General features: G+C 42.0%; 23 protein-coding genes. 7 read left to right on the top strand and 16 right to left on the bottom strand.

Annotation, left to right across the window (positions count from 1 at the left end):
* Position 1: 1 nt before the first annotated feature.
* Together DCO16_RS04710 and DCO16_RS04705 are read right to left on the bottom strand one after the other, a co-directional pair.
* Positions 2-535, bottom strand: a complete 534-nt coding sequence (locus DCO16_RS04710) for a paraquat-inducible protein A (protein ID WP_254598105.1) — start codon at positions 533-535, stop codon at positions 2-4.
* A gap of 101 nt (positions 536-636) precedes the next feature.
* A complete protein-coding gene (locus tag DCO16_RS04705; protein ID WP_173942576.1) occupies positions 637-1,266 on the bottom strand; it encodes a paraquat-inducible protein A in 630 nt (209 codons plus the stop codon).
* Positions 1,267-1,631: 365 nt separating this feature from the next.
* On the opposite strand from DCO16_RS04705, the gene DCO16_RS04700 reads away from it, so the two are divergent.
* The gene (locus DCO16_RS04700) at positions 1,632-2,336 is read left to right on the top strand and encodes a DUF3313 domain-containing protein (RefSeq protein WP_173942575.1); all 705 of its coding nucleotides are present in this window, start codon (positions 1,632-1,634) and stop codon (positions 2,334-2,336) included.
* Between the two features lie 109 nt (positions 2,337-2,445).
* On the opposite strand, the gene DCO16_RS04695 is transcribed toward DCO16_RS04700, so the two are convergent.
* The 13 genes from DCO16_RS04695 to DCO16_RS04635 form a co-directional block, all read right to left on the bottom strand.
* Positions 2,446-2,895, bottom strand: a complete 450-nt coding sequence (locus DCO16_RS04695) for an EipA family protein (RefSeq protein ID WP_173942574.1) — start codon at positions 2,893-2,895, stop codon at positions 2,446-2,448.
* A gap of 104 nt (positions 2,896-2,999) precedes the next feature.
* A complete protein-coding gene (locus DCO16_RS04690) occupies positions 3,000-4,802 on the bottom strand; it encodes an amidohydrolase (protein ID WP_173942573.1) in 1,803 nt (600 codons plus the stop codon).
* 10 nt (positions 4,803-4,812) lie between these two features.
* A complete protein-coding gene (locus DCO16_RS04685; protein WP_173942572.1) occupies positions 4,813-6,609 on the bottom strand; it encodes an amidohydrolase in 1,797 nt (598 codons plus the stop codon).
* A gap of 95 nt (positions 6,610-6,704) precedes the next feature.
* Positions 6,705-8,411 carry an amidohydrolase gene (locus tag DCO16_RS04680; RefSeq protein ID WP_173942571.1) on the bottom strand — a complete coding sequence of 569 codons (1,707 nt, stop codon included), beginning with the start codon at positions 8,409-8,411 and terminating at the stop codon, positions 6,705-6,707.
* A 28-nt stretch (positions 8,412-8,439) separates the two neighbouring features.
* Positions 8,440-9,381, bottom strand: a complete 942-nt coding sequence (locus tag DCO16_RS04675) for a transporter (RefSeq protein ID WP_173942570.1) — start codon at positions 9,379-9,381, stop codon at positions 8,440-8,442.
* Between the two features lie 28 nt (positions 9,382-9,409).
* On the bottom strand, positions 9,410-10,249 hold the full coding sequence (locus DCO16_RS04670) for a hypothetical protein (protein WP_173942569.1): 840 nt from the start codon (positions 10,247-10,249) through the stop codon (positions 9,410-9,412).
* Positions 10,250-10,287: 38 nt separating this feature from the next.
* Positions 10,288-10,578, bottom strand: coding sequence for a hypothetical protein (locus DCO16_RS04665; RefSeq protein ID WP_173942568.1), 291 nt, complete (start codon positions 10,576-10,578; stop codon positions 10,288-10,290).
* Positions 10,579-10,886: 308 nt separating this feature from the next.
* Positions 10,887-11,570: a response regulator transcription factor gene (locus DCO16_RS04660; protein WP_173942567.1), complete on the bottom strand. Its 684-nt coding sequence runs from the start codon at positions 11,568-11,570 to the stop codon at positions 10,887-10,889.
* The gene (locus DCO16_RS04655) at positions 11,555-13,393 is read right to left on the bottom strand and encodes a sensor histidine kinase (RefSeq protein WP_173942566.1); all 1,839 of its coding nucleotides are present in this window, start codon (positions 13,391-13,393) and stop codon (positions 11,555-11,557) included. The genes DCO16_RS04660 and DCO16_RS04655 overlap by 16 nt, the downstream gene beginning before the upstream one ends.
* On the bottom strand, positions 13,393-14,079 hold the full coding sequence (locus DCO16_RS04650; RefSeq protein WP_254598104.1) for a hypothetical protein: 687 nt from the start codon (positions 14,077-14,079) through the stop codon (positions 13,393-13,395). The genes DCO16_RS04655 and DCO16_RS04650 overlap by 1 nt, the downstream gene beginning before the upstream one ends.
* 349 nt (positions 14,080-14,428) lie before the next feature.
* Positions 14,429-14,692 (bottom strand): EF-hand domain-containing protein, encoded by a 264-nt coding sequence (locus tag DCO16_RS04645; protein ID WP_173942565.1) that lies wholly within the window; start codon positions 14,690-14,692, stop codon positions 14,429-14,431.
* Between the two features lie 8 nt (positions 14,693-14,700).
* The gene (locus tag DCO16_RS04640) at positions 14,701-15,387 is read right to left on the bottom strand and encodes a DUF3313 domain-containing protein (RefSeq protein ID WP_254598103.1); all 687 of its coding nucleotides are present in this window, start codon (positions 15,385-15,387) and stop codon (positions 14,701-14,703) included.
* A gap of 67 nt (positions 15,388-15,454) precedes the next feature.
* The gene (locus tag DCO16_RS04635; RefSeq protein WP_173942564.1) at positions 15,455-15,829 is read right to left on the bottom strand and encodes a hypothetical protein; all 375 of its coding nucleotides are present in this window, start codon (positions 15,827-15,829) and stop codon (positions 15,455-15,457) included.
* A 201-nt stretch (positions 15,830-16,030) separates the two neighbouring features.
* Between DCO16_RS04635 and DCO16_RS04630 the strand changes: the two genes are divergently transcribed.
* From DCO16_RS04630 to DCO16_RS04620, 3 genes are all read left to right on the top strand, one after another.
* Positions 16,031-16,402 carry a DUF2784 family protein gene (locus DCO16_RS04630; RefSeq protein WP_173942563.1) on the top strand — a complete coding sequence of 124 codons (372 nt, stop codon included), beginning with the start codon at positions 16,031-16,033 and terminating at the stop codon, positions 16,400-16,402.
* A gap of 111 nt (positions 16,403-16,513) precedes the next feature.
* Positions 16,514-16,978, top strand: a complete 465-nt coding sequence (locus tag DCO16_RS04625) for a CIA30 family protein (RefSeq protein ID WP_173942562.1) — start codon at positions 16,514-16,516, stop codon at positions 16,976-16,978.
* A gap of 68 nt (positions 16,979-17,046) precedes the next feature.
* The gene (locus tag DCO16_RS04620; RefSeq protein WP_173942561.1) at positions 17,047-17,250 is read left to right on the top strand and encodes a hypothetical protein; all 204 of its coding nucleotides are present in this window, start codon (positions 17,047-17,049) and stop codon (positions 17,248-17,250) included.
* A 106-nt stretch (positions 17,251-17,356) separates the two neighbouring features.
* Here the strand turns inward: DCO16_RS04620 and DCO16_RS04615 are convergent, their stop codons facing one another.
* Complete coding sequence (locus DCO16_RS04615; RefSeq protein ID WP_173942560.1) at positions 17,357-17,920, bottom strand: SRPBCC family protein; 564 nt, start codon at positions 17,918-17,920, stop codon at positions 17,357-17,359.
* A 274-nt stretch (positions 17,921-18,194) separates the two neighbouring features.
* Here DCO16_RS04615 and DCO16_RS04610 point away from each other — a divergent pair, with 274 nt between their 5' ends.
* From DCO16_RS04610 to DCO16_RS04600, 3 genes are all read left to right on the top strand, one after another.
* Positions 18,195-18,473 carry a high-potential iron-sulfur protein gene (locus DCO16_RS04610; protein ID WP_173942559.1) on the top strand — a complete coding sequence of 93 codons (279 nt, stop codon included), beginning with the start codon at positions 18,195-18,197 and terminating at the stop codon, positions 18,471-18,473.
* A gap of 339 nt (positions 18,474-18,812) precedes the next feature.
* Positions 18,813-19,220, top strand: coding sequence for a DUF4399 domain-containing protein (locus tag DCO16_RS04605; RefSeq protein ID WP_173942558.1), 408 nt, complete (start codon positions 18,813-18,815; stop codon positions 19,218-19,220).
* 12 nt (positions 19,221-19,232) lie between these two features.
* Positions 19,233-19,529 carry a c-type cytochrome gene (locus DCO16_RS04600; RefSeq protein WP_173942557.1) on the top strand — a complete coding sequence of 99 codons (297 nt, stop codon included), beginning with the start codon at positions 19,233-19,235 and terminating at the stop codon, positions 19,527-19,529.
* Positions 19,530-19,584: the final 55 nt, after the last annotated feature.

The following is a 19,584-nucleotide window of genomic DNA, read 5'->3' as shown; positions in this document are numbered from 1 at the left end:
ATTATTCCTTAGATATTTCTTTATTATTCTCTGGAGAATCCACAACATCCCAAATCAGTCGAGGATCAAAACTCTTTGCAGCAAATATTGTTAAAACAACAACAGTAGCAAAAGCAATGGCGCCTGTACCAGCCCGAATCGACATCAAGTTACCAAATTGTACGAGAGCTGTCAGCATCGTAGCGACATAAATATCAATCATCGACCAGCGCCCAATAGTCTCAACCATGCGATACAACTTAGCACGTACCCTAGGCTTCCAAGTGGAGCGCTGCTGAACTGATATCAGTAAGAAAGTTAAGGAAAAAAGCTTTGAAAATGGGATCAAAATACTAGCCGTGAATAAGATAATAGCTAGTATTTGTGACCCAGAATCCCATAAAAATAGGACACCGCCAAAAATGGTATCTTTTTCAGTGCCAAAGAGGGATCCCGTTGCCATTACAGGCATTAAGTTGGCTGGAATAATCAATACGTAACTTGCAATGACTAATGCCCAAGTGCGTTCAATACTATTAGGTTTACGAATATGCATACTTGATCCACAGCGCGTGCATTTGTAATGCAGTTGAATTGGAAGTGTACTTTGAGCAAGACCACAGGTTTCACAACCGATAATATTTTGTGAAATTCCCGTCAGCATGCCCTGCTCCCTGATGCTTTGATCTGGGCTACTTTGCGCCAAAAATCATGCGTATCAAAATTAGCCGCTGCCGCAGTCATAGATATCATTAGCAAAATAAAGGCAACCAAACCAATATCAGGCTCTACTGAAGCAAATGCATTGAGTTTAGTAATCGTCACTAGTAAGCCCAGCATAAATACTTCAACCATAGCCCAGGGCTTCACAAAATGAATTAATCTAAATGCGTAAGAAAATCCAGGTGGTAAACGGCCTAACTTAACCGGTAAAAGTAAATAGATTAAGGCCATGATTTCTAGGGCTGGCATTAAAAAGGTGGTTATGAAAACTAAACCGGCAATACTGAGAATGCCATCATTGAAGAGTCTATAAGCAGCATCCAGTAAGGTCGTTGAATTGGTCAAGCCTTGAGAGCTGATAGTCACAATCGGAAAGCTATTGGAAACTAGGAATAGAGTTGCAGAAGTGAGAGAAAAAACTAAGCTGCGCTCTAAGCCAAGCGGCAGCGATCGATATAGAACAGCCCCACAGCGACTACATAATGCCTTACCGCCAGGCTTTAATGGTGTTTCTTGCAATAATAAATCGCATTGATCGCACACTAGTAATTCTTTTAAATCCATAGCGCCTTAACTTAATGAGGTAAATTCGACTACGAGGTAAAACTTTGATCAATTAAAGATAATGGCTAGAAGTACCTTAGCATTCCCCACTTATCACCCCAATAATCAATGTAGGCAGGACTTATCCATATTTCTGCCAAACTAAACGATATCAGATTTATATGTCTATATAAGACGGTAAAACCCAAAATAGACCTCCAGCCCAAAGATCAACATAAGCTAGGCGCTAGGCCTTCTCGCAATACCGGGCTCTACAACCCATCCTTGTAAGGTTTAGTAAGCTTAAAAAAAGGTTTTTATCTATATTGATAGTGTTGTCGCAAAATCACACAATTACTTTCTCAATGCTGGCATATCCTTAAATCATGAAAAAACTTACCGCCCTTCTTTGCGTAGCAGCTACATTCACGCTACTGACAGCCTGCAGCACCACAACAAAGTTAGCCAGTGAGGCTATGCCACGATCCGGATTTTTACCAGATTACAGCCTCCTAACCGCGATGGCGACCACGAATCAAGATGTAAGAATATGGAGGTATCGCAAAGCGGATATAAAAACAAATGCCTATACGGCAGTTATCTTAGACCCTATTTACTTAAATCAAAATATCACTCAAGAAATTACTCAGGACACCATCAACCAAGCAAAGTCAGCCTTACAAGCCTCAATGGTAGAAATGATCAAAAGTCGGGGCAATATTCAGATTGTTACAGAACCGGGCCCAAATGTAGTGCGTGCATCTGTTGGCATTACAGGTCTTGAGAGTACCGATAATTCATTACAGCCCTGGAATTTCACTCCGGTTGGTATGGCACTAACAGCCGGTACATATGCGGCTGGTGTGAATGCAAAAACCCCAGCCATGTTGGTAGAGCACAAGTTAACCGATAGTCAGACCAATGAGTTATTAGGCGAAGGCGTAGTCACCATTCAGGGGCAACCGTTTAGGACAATTGCTGGATCGACACAATCATTCATTACCATGACAAAAACTATTATTCAGGAATCAATGCAAACTAATAAAGGCGCAAGCAACGAAAATATATATTTCTTTTTACCAGAGAAATAATTGAATTTACTGAAGTCTGACATTGTTAAAAAAAAATCCTCGTCAGTCTTGACGAGGATTTGATTGCTAATTATTAAGACCAAATTGGCCGATTAATATTGGCAGTAAATTACTTCTCCAACTTTACCGTTACACCACTAGCACTTAAATTGAGTTGCAAGCCTGCAGAAGTACTAGTCAGACGCATAATTACGCCATTTTCATTCTTCAATACTGTACCGCCAACACCGCCGCCAAGAGTAATAGCGCTATTTAGTGCGCTAAAAGTTCCAGAAAATTTCGATAGATCTTTTAAGTCATACACTTCGCCAACTGCAGATACCTTAGAAGCCCCTACATTGGCACCTATACTCATACCACTCACTTTAAAGGGATATTTTTTACCTTGAAATGTAAGCTCTCCGCCGCCTACTGAACCCCCAATAATTAGGGCAAATTGAGTTTCATTAATACTGACAGTGCCAGAAGGTTTCTTGGGAGCATCTGAAGCAAATGCCGAACTAGCAATGATCATCAGGCCAGCAAAGGCAGTTAATAGTACTTTACGAAAAGAAGTCATGAAATTTCCTTAATAAACGGATTAAAAGATTCTACAAATACATATTACTCTTGATTAACATTGAAAGCGTCTTCTCAATTGATGCATATAGGAAGAAATAAACATTAATGACTGTGTTGGTGCATAGATTTCGTGGAAGCGCTGCCTAAATCTTTGTGTTCTGATGGATCAATTGCAGCTGCTTCTTTCAGGAATTGTTTAGGGTCGATTCTTTTGCCGCCGAGCCATGTTCCCTTAACTTTTACTTTATCTGTAATTTCACCAGGCTTTACTGCCGTAATATCGGCTGTCAGCTCTACCAAATCCGCATATTTTCCTACCTCTAATGATCCAATCTCTTTATCGCGTTTTAATTGATAAGCGCCATTGATGGTTGAGGCTCTGAGAGCCTGATCTAAGGTGACTGCTTGATTAGCGCCATGCACTTTGCCGGAATCAGAAGTTCGAGTCACCATGTGCTGAATATTTCTGAGGGTATCGGGTGGGGATACTGATCCATCATTGTGAAAAGAAGTGTGGACATTTGCCTTAAATGCATCGCCGGCACTTTGCCATTGGGCTCCATACTCAGGCTTAAACATTGTTCCATCTAGTAGGTCACCCCAATAAATAAATTGAAAAGGCGCCAAAGAAACTGTCACCCCAAGGCTTTCAGCTCGCTTAAATTGATCTGCCCTAGCGGCTCCAAGATGCTCAACACGCCAGCGGTGGTCTGTGCCTAACAACTTATTCTTCACTAAAGCGCGTTCATAGGCATCCAAGACAACATCAAAGCCAACATCACCATTACAGTGAAATGCCATTTGATAACCCATCGGGGCATACTGATCGAGCATTTGATCGAGTTGCAAGCGGGTGTAATTCATACCTTTTTCACCCAGCGGTCCAAGAATAATTTCGGCTTGCTTTGTTCGTGCGTTGTCTAGGTAGCCAAAGCTTGTAGCAACAGAACCCAACCAAGGGCTTCCATCTGCCCACAACTTAATTCCGTTTTTGCGAACCATACTCGGATCAGGCCAAGTGACATTCGCGCCCGCGTCTGGTTCGATTGCCATATGATAAACGTGCATTCTTAAAGGGCTGTTTGGTAAGGATGCTAGCGCTAGATATCCTTTATATTGACCACTGTTATAGGTATGCTCTGAAGTCGATGTAATACCCAATGATGCCATGTAGGCGTACCATTTTGCGCCGGACTGTAATGGTTGGGGGATGGCTTTTGGAAGAATCGGGCCTAGGATCGTAAATAGAGCAGCGGATTCATTGCCAACGCCGTTTGAAGTACCGTCTTTATAACGGCCATAACTTCCGCCAACCGGATTTGCAGGCGGTTTACCGCCCTTCCAGCCCAACAATTTTAGAGTTGCTGAGTTGAAATACACTGCATGGCCAGAGTTATCAATCACAACAATTGCACGCCCGCTCGGTGTCAGTGGATCAAGCACTGCGCGAGTAGGCAAAGGAGCTTGTTGCAGTAATCTATCTACGCCATTAAAGACTAATGGCCTTCCAGCAGGAGCCTCAGCATCTGCTTTTAATATCTTGGCTTTAACATCCGCCCATGTTTTGTAACCCACGTATGGCGCAACCCAATAGGCAGGTTCTTGAGTAGACAAACCTGAGAGAAAAGGATGGTTGTGTGGGTCAATAAACCCAGGCATCAGTACTGCAGAACCAAGATCACTGACCTTGGCATTTGGCGCAGATGCAGTGACATTTTTCAGTGAACCAACAGCAGTAATTTTTTTAGTAGTGGTGTCAAAAGCAATGGCCTCCGCACGTGGATTCTTATCATCCATAGTAATAATCGTAGAGGCTTTCAGAATCTGTATTTCCGCAAAAACAAAATTAGATAAACAGCAGAGTGAGAGGATGGGTAAAGCCTTAAGGATTAATTTATGGGTCATAGTAATTTGATTATTTAAATGGTCTTGGCTTTTTGGTTTGTGAAACTAATACTACCTTACCACCGATTACCGTTGCAACAACAGCGACATCTTTTATTTTGATCGCAGATACGGTCTGTGGGTCGGACTCTAATACGGTAAAGTCAGCAAATTTACCCGGCTCAATCGAGCCTACCTTATCTTCTACCCCAAGAGTGTAGGCAGCGTTGATCGTAATCATCTTCATGGCATCTTGTACAGTCACCGCTTCCGCTGGAGCCCAGATTTTTCCGTCTTTGTATACGTCCCTTCGAGTAACAGCAGTCCAGGCACCCTTCAACGGTGCTGGGGCTGATACTGGTGCATCTGAATGAATTGAGGTCACGACGCCACTACGCACTAAAGTTCCTAGACGCGTTGCATACGAAGCACGGTCCATACCTAAGGCTGGATATTCTAATTGAGCACGCTCAGAAATGTACGATATATTGGTACTCACCACTGCGCCTAGTACTTTTATCTTCATCACCATAGCGGTGGATGGGATACCAAAATGGTTAATCGTATAGCGATGATCAAAGCGAGGTTTTGCATCAATCATGAGTTGCAAAGCATTAATTGAGTTTTGATTGCCTTTATCACCATTGCTATGAATATGAATATGAAATCCTGCATCCCACCAAGGCTGCATTGCACCAGCAAAATCTTGTGCAGACTTAAAGTTTGAGGAACCGAGGCTGCCGTCTATATAGCCCGGATTTTCCATGCGCATAGTTTCCGGTAAGTAGCCGCCATCACTATAAAACTTCACACCCTGAAACATCAGGCGATCATTGTCTTGTAGCTTCAAGTTTTGCGCTTCTTTAATCGCGTTGTTACCGTACTTCTGAATAAAAGGTTCTGAGTAAACTACAGGGACAATACGCAAATCGCCTGCAGCCGAATTTGTGTAGGCCTTCATTAACTTGGTTTCCATGTCAATGTTTAGGCTACCAAATGCCAAATCACCTGAGGTCGTGATGCCTGCTTGCTGCATCAAATCATTGATATACATATAGTCGGTAGGAACTTCATCGGAACTTAAGATATCTTTACCAGCAAGCTTCATGATGTACATCAAAGCAGGAATATCTAAAAATCGGCCATTTAACTGGCCATTTGCATCTAGGCCAACTCCCGGAATACTCTTTACTTTTTCGGGTGTAATGTCATAAGCTTTGATCATGGCGCTATTGACGTACATGTCGTGACCAGACAAATCCCAAACAATAATGGGGCGAACATTAGAGGCCTGATCTAACATTTGCCGGTCAGGAACCTTCCCCATCGCAACAACATCATATCCCCAGGCTACAAGAGGCTTACTAGGATCTTTAATATCGTCTGAATACTTTTTTAACAGCTTCATCGCTGCTGGCAAATTAGCCACTCCGGGAAATGCAGGGCCCCAAGGGTTCGGCATAGGTGATGGGGTAAGCAAGGGTTTGTTAAATAAGATTCCAGCGAGCAAGGGGTGTGCATGTGGCTCAACAAAGCCCGGATAAATCACCTTAGTCGCAAAATCACGGTTGATTTTGGTGGGATATTTATCTGTCCAAGGTTTCATATCAGCCAGCGAGCCTACTGACAGAATACGTCCATCCGACACGGCCACGGCGGTTGCATGAGGAATAGCCGGATCCATAGTAACAATCTTCTTAGCCACAAAGACGGTGATATTGGAAACCTGCGGTGTCGATGGCGGATCAAGTAACTGAACTGCATTGGCAGCTCCAAAAAAAAGGCCAAGCACACAGATACATAAGACTCTCACTTTGTAATGAAGCATTTTTCCTCTTTTACGTTTAATTGTGTTTCATATTAATAAAAACACCCACAAAGTGGGCATCTTTAAATACGATATGACTCTACTAACACTTAGCCTTACTTTAAGCTCACCTGCTTACCATCGATCCACGTTTCCTTAACCTTGATGTTACGAATATCTGCGGGCGATGTTTTGCGAGGATTTTTTTCTAGGACAACTAAATCCGCCTGCTTGCCTACTTCCAGGCTGCCTATGATGTTGTCAGCAAATATTTGATATGCTGCATCAATTGTTATGGCGCGGATTGCATCATCAACTGAAATAGCCTGATTAGCTCCCAGTGCTTTTTTTGGAGGCAGCTGCCATAAACGCGTGACTGCCTCACTGATGTAGTTCAAAGGACCCACATTAGATACAGGGGTATCGCTATGCAATGTGAATTTCGCGCCTAATCTCTTAAAATCTCCCGCTGGGTCAATTCGCTTAGCGCGCTCTGGCCCAATGAGGTGTTGATCAAAGGCTGATCCCCAATAATCTATGTGGCCAATAGTAAAGCTAGGTACTACACCCAAAGAAACTGCCTTCTTAACCTGAGATTCATTGTTCACGGTGAAATGCTCAATGCGTAAACGACGCTCTGCAGGTTTGGAATTTCCGGCCAATAACTTGGAATAATTATTTAAGGTTTGATCAATTGCCTTATCGCCATTAGCGTGGGTAGAGATTTGCCAGCCTTGGTCAAAAAAGGGTTTGGACAAGCTATAAATTTCAGCATCCTTATAGTCAAGAGCCCCACTCCACTTGGTATCCTTAGGGTAAGAATAGGGCTGATTGAGTGCAGCTGTTAAGCCTTGCGTAGAGCCATCAGATATATATTTGACTCCAATAAAACGTAACTTATCATCGCCTTCATTAGGCTTAATATTGTTATAACCTACCGGAAGTGCCTGCCCCCATAAATACCCACGCACCCGAATAGGGGAAGTATTCTTTGCAAAGATCGTTTTATAAATAGCGGCTTCTTTATCAACACCAAAATTACCCCCTACACTCATTTCTGATGCAGTTGTTACTCCCGTAGATGCTATCTTGTTCATCATGCTCTGAATAGCTCCAAATAATTGGGCTTCAGTGGGATTGGGCATTTTTGACATGAAGGGCAAATAGGAAGGCGGTTCTACCAATTTCCCTGTAAGCCTGCCCTTCGCATCCTTGACGTAGATGCCGCCACTCGGAGGACTAGCAGACTTATCTGTTACGCCAGCAAGCTCTAATGCCTTGCGGTTCACATAAGCGATGTGACCAGATTGATTAACTATAAAAATCGGTACGTCTTTGGAGACTTTATCCAAAACATCCGCATTCAGTTCAGCCATAAAGGGTGAGGTACGTGAGGGATCCACACCAAATCCAATTAACCATCCACCGGGAGGCACATCCTTTAAGCCCGCTTTCATTTTCTGAGTCAGCGTATCGATGGTGTCGTAGGGCAAGTTAAAGTTGCTTAAATTAAGACCTAAACCCTCAAATATGGCGGTCACCATGATGTGAACGTGCGGCTCAACAAAGCCTGGCATTAAGGTTTGTCCCTGTAAATCAATCACCTTAGTGTTACCGGCTTGCCATTCTTTTGTTACAGCGTCCTTAGTACCCACTGCAACAATCTTTCCATTTTGGACGGCAAGAGCCTGAACTTCTTCATTCTTGGCATTCACAGTCACAATAGGACCACCGTAAAAAATCGTGTCAGCATTTCCTTTTGCAAAGGATGCTGCGCATTGAGCCATTAATAACATGCCAAGTAATTTTGGAATAAATTTCATCTCTATAGCCTCGTTTTATTCGGTTTTACTATTTCAGGATAACTAGTGTAACGGTAGCACGAGCACCCCAACCTGATGGACCACCAGGTGTATTGCTCACGTAATAAATGGGGCCAGCACCAAAGGAGATTGGAACACCGTCAAAGATATGCACCTTAGAAACGCCAGCATAAAGTGGGTTAGATGTTCGGCGCGCATCGTAGTTATATTGCGCCTGCATATTGGCAGAGAACGTCCAGGCATCTTTATTGGTGTAAGAAACGACAGGCTCTCCAAATAAATTATTCTGAGTTCCAAAAGTAGGATTCCCGCCCACACTCCAAGATTGATACCCCAACAAACCATAGGTCCATGGGCCATCACGATTGATTACAACCGCCGTCACACCTGCACCGGTTTGTTGCGAGCCAAATTTTCCGCTGTTTCCAGACGGAGAGACCGCATACGGGCCGATACCCCAAATCCATGACGATCTGGTATTGGGAGCGTAGAAGGATTCGAGAGTTACGCTAGCGATACCATACCCAGAAAAGGATTGACCCGGGCGACTCTCAATACTCACCTCTCTTACGCCAGCGATGATCGGTCGCACAATGAAAGAATCACCACCGCCCAGATCAAATGGCGCAACCGGCTGGAGCAAGAGTGTTTGCTCGGATCCGCCTTGATTTCTTCCTATGCCACGACTGAACTCATACTGAAACGGCACTGAAATCATATTAGCAATAGGATTGGCTAATTTTTTGGCAATATCAACAGCGCTATTTCCCGAATCTGCTGGCGGAGTGGCAGATTGACTACGAATATTAGTAGCAGGAATAACGGCGCCACCAATACTACGAAGGTCTTCCGCTTTTGTTGCGCTAGCACCATTTACGGTCACTGCACCTTGAGCAAAAACATGGGTGGCAGATAAGCTAGTTACCCCAGCAAAAAAGAGTGGCAGCAAAACTCGTTGTGTAATGTTCATAAATTAACTTAACTAAAAAGAGGAAGAATTAAAAGGGAATGGTTACACCCAAGATGGCACCACCAAAGGTCACTTTTTGCAGGGCACCCGTTTCTTTCATATCGTAATACAGCGCGCGATATCCTAGGGAAACATCACCCCAGTCGTAAGCTTTAGCAATGCCTAACATAGCCTGCCAAGTCACATTAGTAGTGCCGCCGCCAGAACCAATATCGCCATAGAAAGGAATAAACCAGGTGGTATCAGCAATGCGATAGCGGCCCTTGAAACCAATAATGGGATCCGTAGTGTTGGTAGTCAGTGATGGATAACGTGTGATGGTAGCCCGCCTCAATATTTGACCATCCACAGAGCCTGAGACATCTAAGGTTGCTTTAACAGATGCTGTAGTGGAGATATAACGAACACCCACTAAGGCGTCTAAATATACTTCCGGTTTATTTAAAACGGTATACATTAAAGCACCTGTCAGCAAGGTATCTTTCAAATTGGCTTTAGTTGACAGGTCTGCATTAACGATCACGCCGTTAGGTAGAGGCCCAGTAGCCGTTTTTGCTGCTTTGTTTTGTAGATTGGCATTCACGAAATCTACGCCTATACCCCAATTACCTTTATGAGCTTCGCCCGTGATCATCGCCCCACCCCGAAGATCATTAATCACTTTGTTCGTGTCTAGGTTAACACTTTTAGAAACGCCATCATTAGTGTTCACTGTACCCGACACACCAACTGCCCAAACATAAGGAGATACTGAGAAACGCCACTCATCAGAAACGTTTGGCATTACTTTTGCCTGTGCATGAGCTGAGCCAATAGATGAAAATAAGCAACCTATTAAAAGAAGTGGATTAACAATTTTATTATTCATGGGGATAGTTTTAAGGTTGAGTTAATGGAGAGGTAAAATTATTTTGGTGGATGAGACTTAGCATCCAACGCAGTATTTAAAATGCCAATCATCGCCATGGTTGAAGAGGCAGCCCAAGCAAAAGAAAAAAGGCCAGAAAATGCAATGAACGCGGGGATCATATGCCAACCCTCTGGCATCGTAGCAGGAAAATATCCTAATGTTGTATAGCTACTGGCACTAAAGAACATCGCTACTTCCCAGCTGGGAATAATACCAATTAAAACAAGGGAGAAGGCCCAGATCCCAATAGCGGCTAATTGACTCAATGCAAGTAATTGAGCACACATGATAAAAAGCAGAGTTGAACGGAATTTGGATCTATGTACAAATCTCACAACGCAAGATTTAAACAATGCAATTGTGGATGTAAATGCGAAGCCGCAGATGGATAAAACGCAACCAATTATAAAAATACCAAATAAAGTTTGGGGAATCAGATGATAAATAAATAGGTCGAGGTTATTGGCAGGCAGCATAGTCAGCAATGGCTTGAAGTAGCAATATTCTAATTTGACAATTTAAGACTAATGTAATCTGTATTTTATATGGGCTTTGTTTCCCCAACCTACAAAATCATGCCAATCCTTACGAATCCTTACAAACCAATCTGAACATCCACAAGAAGCTGATAACCTTCACCCCTTAGAGCACGAAATGATTTGTCGACACCCGCTTCAATGAATTTTTTACGTAATCGGGCTATTCTGACCTCCAAAGTAGCTTTAGAGGTCTCACTTACAGGCTCATCACAAAGCTCTAATAACTTGTAATAGGGCAAATTAGAGGCAAAGGACTGGCTTAACGCCTTAATGATTAAAACCTCATGCTTATTAAGCTCAATAGTTTTAATACCTGTTAAGGTCAGATTTTTCAGGCTAAGAGTGAGTTCAAATTTTGCTGTTTGAGCACGAATTCGTCTCGAAATACTGCTAATCGCTGCTAATAATTCTATATTGGATACCGGCTTAGTGAGATACAAATCAGCCCCTGCCCCATATCCTGCAACCTTATCAGCAGCAGATGTTCGAGCTGTCAGCAGCACAATATTAAGATTGGCATTCAGCCTTTTGTAGCGGGCAGCAATACTAAATCCATCTTCGCCGGGTAAATTGACGTCGGCGATGAGGATATCAAACCTATTAGCAGCAAAAATTTCGTCCAATTGTTCCGCAGATTCAGCGCCTTTTACAAAGTATCCCGCAATAGAGAGGTCCTGAATCAAGAGCGACCTCAAATCATCGTTATCTTCAATAATGGCTATTTTTAAGCAGGGATCCATACCGTAAATGTAATCGAATTTTGATTAACAGAGCACTCAACCTGACCCTCTAAGACATGGGTTAACTCTTTAACTAGAAATAGCCCCAAACCAGAGCCGCTGATCTTAACAGCAGAACTGGCTCTGTAATACTTATCAAAGACCTGCGCGGCATCAGGAGCACCAATATCACCAAGCTCATTTTGAATCCTAAACTGTAATTGGGAAGAATAAGACCCCTCAATCAATTCACTGCTAATAAGAATTTTTTTATGAGGGATAGAGTATTTTTCGGCATTTGTAATCAGGTTAGACAAAATGACTCTGACAATGTCACTATCAGAATGAATACTCATGCTATCAGGACTTGTTATCAAAAACTGTCTCTCCGATTGTGCATCGGCAATAGTGGATCTGAGCAACTCTGAAAAGTTAAATCTTGTTTTATGAATTTTTAATGCGTTCAAATCCAACTGATCAAGCTGAATACATTTATCAATGATGGCATCAATATTGTTAACAGCTCTATTTGCATAGTCTTCTAAGTCTGATCCACTTACTTTACGATCAACAACAAGCTTTAAAACAGATAAAGGTGTTCGAATTTCATGAGTCAGCATAGCCATAAGTTTGCCCTGATCTTCACGTCGAGATTTTTCATACTCGGCCTCTTCCTTTAGCGCTGCTGAGTTGGCAAGCTCATTTTTCAATATGGATTTGGCACGATATTGAAGAAGCCAAAAGAAAATTAATCCGCTCAATACATTATATAAAAGATAAGAATGCACGGTTAAATCATTTCCTTGAATCACACCAAGTAGAGGTAACACAGATATCGACCACATCACTATATTTAGCGTACAGTAGACACGCAAATAATTAATTGGAAGGTTGATATTAGTTTTGGCGATGCCTCCTAAAGTGCCAAACCATGCCGTGAAAAAAAGTAAAAATATAGCCGACATCACTAATTGGGCATTAAGCCTCAAAGCAGTATTGATATGCCCAAAGATCAATAAAGTAAAAATAATAAGCGAAATACAGAACAAGAAATTAAATAAATGTCTAAAGGTTGGCCTTAAACCATAATCTTCAAATAGTAATTTATTAGCAAAAATTGCAATAAGCGGGTAACCAACAACCAATACATAGGAAAAATAATTAATAGTAGATACATCAATGTATTTATCTAGAAAAAAACGTGCGTAACCAACTACAAATAAGGTGTGTAAAAAAGCAATGAATTGTTGAATAACAAATGCACCTAGAACACGCTCGCGATTAGTTAACCATGCGCCAAACAGTCCCAGTGCAAGCGCTAAGGTAAAAACAATATATCCAAAATACAGCAATCCATCTGTATTTTCTACTCCAAGATATTCTGAAATCGGCATCACATCAAATGCCAGCAAATAACTTCTATTGGATTTAACCTTTAGAAAAAGTATCTTTTCTTCCTTAATAACTCCCAAGTTAAAGCTGTGGTTATAAGACTGAACCTCAGATTCTCTCCAGAAATGCTTAGCCCCAGTGATCCTATCAGAGCCGATATCTACCGGATCAAATAGCTGAACAGTTTCAACAAACGTTGGGCGTATGCGCAAAACTAAATTACGTTCAGAGGGGCGAATCTTTAATTTAATCCAATAGCTTGAGGGGCTATACCCTTTTGTGAGCCAATCTTGAAATGGCGTAAATTTTTCAGTGACAACGCTATCTACACTGAGGCTATTTGATTGATCCTCAAAATAGGCTTGCTCAATAATATGATTAGTATTTGCAGCAGCTTGATTGCAAAATAATATGGTCAATAAAAATAATGCTGAGAGAAGAGCTTTTAGCATTAAAAATTGAAAGAGATCTTCCCATAAGTGGTCCAATCATACTGCCTGTAGGTTTGTACAACTTGCTTGCTTGCCCCTACTGCCACCACCCAATGTTTTGCAAGTCGATGCGTAATCATGGCATCAATGGGTACAAACCACCCGCCTCCAGCTGAGTTGTAAGCTACACCATTTTCATCCCAAAAACGAAGCATAGTATTTGGCGCAAGCTGAAAACCTATTGTGGGAAACATTTGAAGAGTTCGCTGAAGTGGTGGCTGATTGGGGTTAATAGTTAAGCTATTGCTCTTAGAATCGAAGCCATACATATAACGAAGTAATGGTGAAAAATCGGTAACCTGCAGCTTACTACTGACTTCAGGTAAAAATGTCCAGTTTACTTGTGGGCCAACTGCCCATTGACCATTATTTCCAAAAGGTAAGATTATTCGCCCGCCAACTAACGCACCTAGAGGCTTCAGAAAAGTTCTATCTTGTCCCCATATCGTTACCATCGTATTTCCAGCACTATATTGCCCGGAGTTATTCGCAGATGTCGTTGAATTGAAATTGGCAACATATGCAGTATCTAATCGAATCCTGCCACGCCATTCTCCTGCCTCAAGTGGATGATAAAAACGTAAGCGTAAGGTGTTTTGATAGCCATCATCTCCTTGATAGTTATGGTAAGCCCAAAACTCAAGCACCTTGCTATTAGTCAATTCTCGTGAGTCATTATCAAATTTAGATAAGGGTACTAGCAACCCCGTTGCTAAAGCAGGGGTCAGAATTATGCTGAAAATGAGGAATAGGAGGTATTTCATTAGCAATAACAATAAGCTTAACCCTGAATATTCTAACTTGCTTGTTAACAGTTTTAAATCTTCTACTATTTGGACTGTCCGAAAGAGTTTGAACGAGTAGCAAAGCTTCTCTCTAAGAGCGGAAGATAACTATTTCTATATTCAATAGATGGTAGAGCTGATCTCAAAATTTAACAGGGCCTAGTTATCACTTTCTTTAAAAAGTATTTACATAGGCCACTGTTTTTTTAATTTATCTGTTAGCCATTGTCTGAATCTCTGCTACGGTGACATAACCTTTATTTGACGAATCTATTGAACTAAAGTTGCTATAGATGCGAGGCATGCAGCCCTTCGCCTCTTCAAGCGTTAACTTACCGTCACGATTGACATCGCATTTTTCAAAGCGCTCAACTATCTCTTGATTTCGAGATATCTCATTTGCATAAGTAAATAAAGGAGTTACCAGCAAAGCACATAAGCCAACAGAAAAAAATGTTTTAGCTGATAAATACATAGTCGGGTTTATTTACCAGTTGGGGTTGGATTGGCAGATGTTTCTAAAGCTGAACGAACTACTTTTTTAGCCATCGCAATGAATGAATCTGCTGAGCCAGCATTAGTTCTAAAGGATTCACCTTGAACAGTAATCAAGCCCTCACCCAATAGTTGCTTAGTTTGGCTATCTGTAATCTTACTTTCAACCAGTAATGCTGGAGTTTTCGCATTCACGCCACCGGCATAAGCAGCTGCATTCATTGCCAAACCAATCGGTGTGAAATTCCATGGCTGCAAACTATTAGCAGAACTTTCTGCGCCTGTAATACCAACAGAAATACGCGCTACACCAGGGCCAGGTTTATTGACAATCTGAATATTGCCGCGCGAATTGACTGCTTCAATCATGGATGCCTGAAGCGCTGCTTTTGCTTGATTAATGACATCAAGGCTAACATCTTTAGTTGCATTTTGATTTAGATAAATAGGATCTAAGATCACAGCCTTATAAGCGTTAGGATTGACATCAGAGGTACGGTATCTCCAAATACGAGTATCTTTATCGCTGGATGCTATTGGAATCAAGAGATTGTAGTCAGGTAAAAACCCAGATCTTGGCATTGACTCTGTAGCCAACCTCGGTGCATTACTGCATGCTGCCAAGGTAATCGCTGCAGCAAAAGAAACCAACAATACGTTTAATTTTTTCATCATATTTCCAGGGCTTGTTTTAATGAGTAATGGGCTAAATAGTTAGAAGACATCATACCTACATTTAAGACTAGTCGGATGCTGGGCATGGCAGCGTTCCACCCGTTTTTTTATGAATTTGTGGTTTACAGTCAGTTGGTGGGATTGCTGCTTTGGGTGAGCTTGCTGGAGTACTGGCTGTACTCGTGGGGTTACCTGGATTATTTGTGGTCACGGCAATCGAACTAATAGGAGTAACCGGCTTTACTGGCGCCAAACCTATTTCCCTGTAAAAAGCTTTGTCTGAACCGGGACATGGCATTAAGGCGCCTGTTTTGGAATTTATAACATCCTTGCATTGAGGATTAGCCTCAAGTCGCGCTTCTAATTTGGCTACCGAGCAGGCCGAAACTAGACAAACAACAGCCAATGCCCAGAGTGAGGTCCTGATTTGATGTATTTTCATCAATCTATTCTATGCCAAAGAAAAAAGCTAAAACGCATGTTTTGCTGCAAATGAGGGCATAAACAAATAGTATGTACCAGCACGAGCCTAAGAGTTTTATACAGATTAGTGATTTAGGCCTTAAATGGGCCTCTGTGTGATGGGCTTTGCCAAGAAGACCGACATATTTATAATGCTATCTAGATTGTGTATGCTTTTCTGATGAACGTATTAGCGGACCTTGTACTGCTTGCTCACTTTGCCATTGCTGTTTTTTTAGTAGTGGGTATGTTGCTCATTCCTCTGGGCGCATACTGGCAATGGTCATGGGTACGAGCACCACGATTGCGCCAAATCCACGCAGGTCTAATGATACTAATAGCCCTAGAAGCTTTTTTTCATATTACTTGCCCTTTGACGGTATTAGAAGCTTTACTACGTCATACCGATCCCCCTGAATCATTTTGGGCAGAACAACTCAGCAAGATCCTATACTGGGATTTACCACTGGAGTTCTTTACGATTCTTTACGGGTGTTGTGTCGTCTGGTTACTATACCTATGGAAGTCTGTACCACCCATAAAGAAATCTTAACTCTACAAACTGTATTTTTTGAAAAAATTGAACTCAAGAAGAAGCTTTCTCTGCACCTGTAGTACTTATCTTTTATGTTGGGCAGGACTATCTCGCGCACAAGGAATTCACATGGATTTTACTAACCCGAATACGATGCGCGAATGCAAGATTGTGAATGATAGTGTGATGGGGGGCGTGTCTCAATCGGGTCTTCGCCAAGATGCACAGGGCATGTTCTTTGAAGGCCTAGTTTCACTTGAAAATAATGGTGGTTTTGCCTCCATGCGGTCAGCAATACGGTTTCCCAAAGGAACTCAACAGCTTGCGCTGACAGCAAAAGGTGATGGCAAGCGCTATAAGCTTGTCTTACGAACTGAATTGGCTCCCCGTGTGACATACACAGCAGATTTTATAGCGGAGCCGCATTGGCAAACATATCGATTTGATTTGGGTCAATTTATATCGACTATTCGTGGGCAAACCGTTGATGCACCCACCCTATCCTTTGCTGATGTAATTGAGTTTGGTATTCTGATTTCTAATGCGCAGGCAGGAAGCTTTTCAATTCAACTGAAGATGCTTCAATCTGCATAAGACTTTAGTGATGGTGAGGCACGATACCTATCCTCGTCACATATCTTTTATCAGGAAGTAAGTTCAAAGTGGTAACCGTAAAATATCACTCCGAAACTCACGAATTTGAAACTCTAGACCAAGCAATGGCATGGGCAAAGGAATTAGGTGAATTTGTAACCATTCAATTTAATGGCATGGAAGTCGCGGGCAAGTTCGGAGTAGATGGCATTGTTGATGGGAAGCTCTCCAATGGAGAGCCTTACACCTGGAAGAAACGCAGAAGGCGCTAAGTTGCTTAGGTGCTAGGTGCTAGGTGCTTAGCTAGGCAACATATTCGAGCACTTTATAAGCCATAGACCTTTTGTGAAAATTCGCATCTCGCTACTAGACTCCACTCTATTTACAAGTAAGCAGTTGACTTTGACCATAAAGATAGGCATTTTCCGCCATTCTTTCAAAACGGCGATAGATACTATTTTCAATAAAATATTCAATCACTAGGTTGGGCATCAAAGAATTTGGCTCAAATACACTTTGATATTTAAATAAAATCATATTGCCTTGGTTAGTCAAGCGCCATGTGCCTTTGTAATACTTTGTATTTCCGCTGATTTGATAAAAGTCTAGGGATTGATTGAGATTCTCTGAATATTCAACTACTGATCGTATCTCTATAGGAATGAATAAAATGCGCTCTTGAATGAGCCTTTCGACTTGGACTTTATTCCCTGCCCTTGAAATTACCTTAGATTCCAAAATCCCGGGAATATTTTTAGCGGCCTCATAGTCTGTTAGGAATCCATAGGCAGCGCACATAGACATAGGTACACGATAGGAAGCCTCCACTTGAATACGCTTATCTACTCGGGATACATCAACCTCAAGTACATAAGGATTCTTACTATCCTGAGCGAATACAGCAGAGCTCATAAATGCTAGTGTGATGAATAAAAGTCGCATGCGTAAATTCTAGGCTAATTCAATGAATATACTACTGCTAGTGCTAAGGCCTAAAACTCTATATTCTTAAGCATATTGACCTTCTGGTGCAGTCGCTCCACTTCCAATTCCGCTTTAAGATTGATTCCAATTATTACTGGCCTATTGGCAATCTAATTAAGATTAATTCCAGCAAACAATCTCATCTAATGAATTCACAATGCGAAATAGCTTACAAATGACGCGCTATTGGGTCTATCATAAAAACTACAAAAACAACATTTGAGAGAACCCCATGAAAAATAGTCGTCGCCAATTTATGATTTTATCCGCTGCTGGTGCCTGTACTTTAGCGCTCAACGGTAAAGTACAAGCTCAAGCCATGGTATCGGAAGCAGATCCGCAAGCTAAGGGATTGAAATACGTTGCGGTTTCTACAACAGCTGGAAAAAACTGTACTAATTGCGCCTTATATCAAGGTAAAGCAGGCTCTGCTGCTGGTGGTTGCCCTCTGTTTGCAGGTAAGCAAGTAGCTGCTAATGGCTGGTGCTCTGCTTGGGCTAAAAAAGGCTAACAATATTCAATTAGCACGGGGTTAGTCAACTTGATCTAATCCAAAAGAAAATAGCCCACTTGCTGGGCTATTTTTTATTTTGAATATCTTGGAGCGGAATCGGCTAGAGTCACTAGTGCCCCCCGATTCATCGTTAGGTCAAACCAACACCATAAGATCAAGTCTTATATAAAAGCGTGGTTAATGGCACCCTAAGAGCTCCATCTCAATTTAAAACATAGGGTAAATACTAGGTAAGTACCCTGAGAGTGTTGCTGGTCATGCCTCAAATAGGCGTCGCCCTAACAAAACTATTTCTCCTGTGTTAGCCTAATGTTTCATTAAAAAAAAGGATAAATCATGCGCCGCTTCATTTCATATTCTTTAGCTGTTATAAGTATTTCACTGCTTGCCAGCTGTGCCAGCATGCAAGACTCTAAAAATGTTTACTTTGTTGCCCCTGCCGATGGCGCAACTGTCACTAGCCCGTTCATGGTGAAGTTTGGCGTTACAGGGATGGATCTCAAGCCCGCTGGCGATGCTACACCGAATAGTGGTCATCATCACTTGCTAATTAATCTTGCATCAATGCCTGAAGGACAATCCATTCCGTTCAATGCAACCCATATGCATTTTGGTAAAGCGCAGTCTGAAGCAGAAATTAAGCTACCACCCGGCAAGTACACTCTAACAATGCAGTTCGGTAATAAGGATCACTTATCTTACGGTGCGCCTATGAGCAAATCGATTACCGTAACGGTGAAATAGATTTTTTCTAAGTTGAACCTCGCTGTGGCGGGCTTGCTCTTTGCAGGCACCACAGCAGCCCAAACGCCACCACCTGCATACGAAGATAAGTATTGCTCGGGCTGTCATGCTGTTGATCAAAAAATGGTAGGTCCCGCATTAAAAGACGTTGCTACAAAATATCGCAATCAGCCTGATGCTAAAACCTATTTGGCACAGAAGATTAGAAATGGTGGTGTAGGCGTATGGGGCAATATACCCATGCCCGCTGCAGACTTAACCGACTCTGAACTCAAATCATTGGTAGATTGGATTACCTCACTGAAGTAATTCTTGGCGAAGTAGATTAATTTTTAATTCTTTACTAAGCTCTCGTGATACTCCT

Origin of the sequence: Polynucleobacter antarcticus (assembly GCF_013307245.1) — a bacterium.
Taxonomy (GTDB): Bacteria; Pseudomonadota; Gammaproteobacteria; order Burkholderiales; family Burkholderiaceae; genus Polynucleobacter; species Polynucleobacter antarcticus.
Note: the sequence above shows the minus strand (reverse complement) of the source record. Positions and strands in the feature narration are given on the sequence as shown.